Source organism: Rhodococcus jostii NBRC 16295, assembly GCF_001894825.1.
Classification (GTDB): domain Bacteria; phylum Actinomycetota; class Actinomycetes; order Mycobacteriales; family Mycobacteriaceae; genus Rhodococcus_F; species Rhodococcus_F jostii.
On record NZ_BCWY01000219.1, the window covers coordinates 1 to 1,810 of the forward strand.

Consider the following 1,810-nt stretch of genomic DNA (forward strand, 5'->3'; position numbering starts at 1 on the left):
CTGTTGCGGAATTGAGTGGTCGTGGCCCGGGTGCGGTTGTCCGGTGACGTGATCGGGGGTGTGTGGGTCACCCCACCCCCCACCAGTTCTCGGTTACCCGGTGGCGGGGAGGGGGGTGCCTCCGGTCAGGTGGGTGAGGATCTTGCCGAGGTTGTGCACGGCGGCGTGGAACGCCCATTCGCTGCGGGCGCGGTCGAGTCCGCGGCTGGTGAAGCGGCGGAATCCGAGGTTGTGTTTGGCGTGCCCGAACACGGTTTCGGCGATGGGTGAGCGTTTGCGGTAGGTGGCGATTCCGGCCTCGGTGCGCAGCCGATGGGCCATCGCGAGGAGGGGGTCGTCGGTGTCGGCGGGCCCGGATGCGGGATCGTCGGCCGCGGCCCGGTGCAGGTCTCGGCTCTTGCCGGTGGCGATCAACCGGTCCGCGCCCGGAGCGGTGAGATTCTCGCGGGAGCAGTAGCCGGCGTCGAAGAGCATCACCCCGATCAGCTCCTCCGGGGTGGGGGCGGCCGGGTCCGGGTGGGCAGGGTTCGCGCCGCGTCGGGTGGTGTCGATCAGCTGCGCGGCCGCCCCGGCCTTGTCGACCATCTCGGGGAAGTAGTCGTAGTCCGCGGGGCCGGTCCCGACCCCGGTGGCCAGGATCAACCCGTCCTCACTGGTGAAGGCCTGACAGTTGTAGCCCTGCACCCAGCCGCCGCCGCGCAGCGGCTGCAACCGCGAATCGGGGTCGGTGGTGTTGCGGCGCCGCTGCCCGGCGGCGGCGGTGCGCTCGCCCTGCTTGCGGAGGGCGGTGTCGAGTTCGGTGCGCCGGCGCCGCACCAGGTGGTGCTCGTCGACCGGCTTCGGTGCGAATCGGGTGCCCCCGCCCCCGGCCGCGATGCGCCCCTGGAACCGCTCGATCACCGCGTGCTGGGCGGCGACCGCCTCGGCCAGACGCCGTTCGGCGGCGGCGACCTCGGCCCCGACCGGCACCCGGCCCATCACCGTCTCACCCGCGTCGAGCCGGGCCAGATAGTCCTGCGCCTTCCCGTCCCGCTCGCACCGTTCGGCCTGCTTCTCCGCGTCGAGCTGCGCCAACGCCTCGGCGATCCGTGCCGAGCGGGTGCTGGGATCGGCCAACTCTGCCGGCACCTGTCCCGGACCCGGATCGTCCTCGCCGTAGAGGTCGTCCTCGGCGTCGTCACCGGCGGCGTGCGCGGCCACCGCGGCCGCGGCGATCCGCGCGGCCTCGGCCTCGGCCGCCCGGCGCAGCCCGTCCTCGGTGCGGTTGGCGTCCTTCGATGCGTTGGAGGCGATCTTCACCCCGTCCAACGCGATCGTCTCGAGCCGGCCCAGACCCAACCGTGCGGCCAGGATCAGGACCTGCGTGAACAGGGCCTGACAGGCGGTGTGGTTGTCCTTGCGGAACCGTGAGATCGTCACGTGATCGGGGGCGTCGCCGGCGCAGATCACCCGGTAGGACACCACCTCCGAGCAGGCCCGCTCGATCTGCCGGGACGACCGCATCCCCCGCGACCACGCCCAGACCAGCAGGGTCACCAGCATGTCCGGGTCGTACCCGGCCCGCCCGGCACCGCCGGTGCGGCGAGCGCCGTGAAAGGCGCTGGTGTCGAGGTGAGTGTCGACGATCTCGATCACCGTCCACACCGGATGCGTGGGCGGCACCCACTCCCGCATGTCCGGCGGCAACAAAAACTGCTGATCACGATTCACCGGTCGATATCCCTTGGCCACCAACACATTATCCAAGAAACCTGCGGTCAGGGCGCCGCGGCACGCGGACACCCCGACCCGGAAATTTGAAACAGCCCCC

The 1,810-nt window shown here is 71.4% G+C and carries 1 protein-coding gene; it reads right to left on the reverse strand.

The features are described from left to right. Window positions 1-93: 93 nt before the first annotated feature. Window positions 94-1,737: a transposase gene (locus RJ1_RS44830; RefSeq protein ID WP_420820355.1), complete on the reverse strand. Its 1,644-nt coding sequence runs from the start codon at window positions 1,735-1,737 to the stop codon at window positions 94-96. Window positions 1,738-1,810 lie beyond the last annotated feature (73 nt).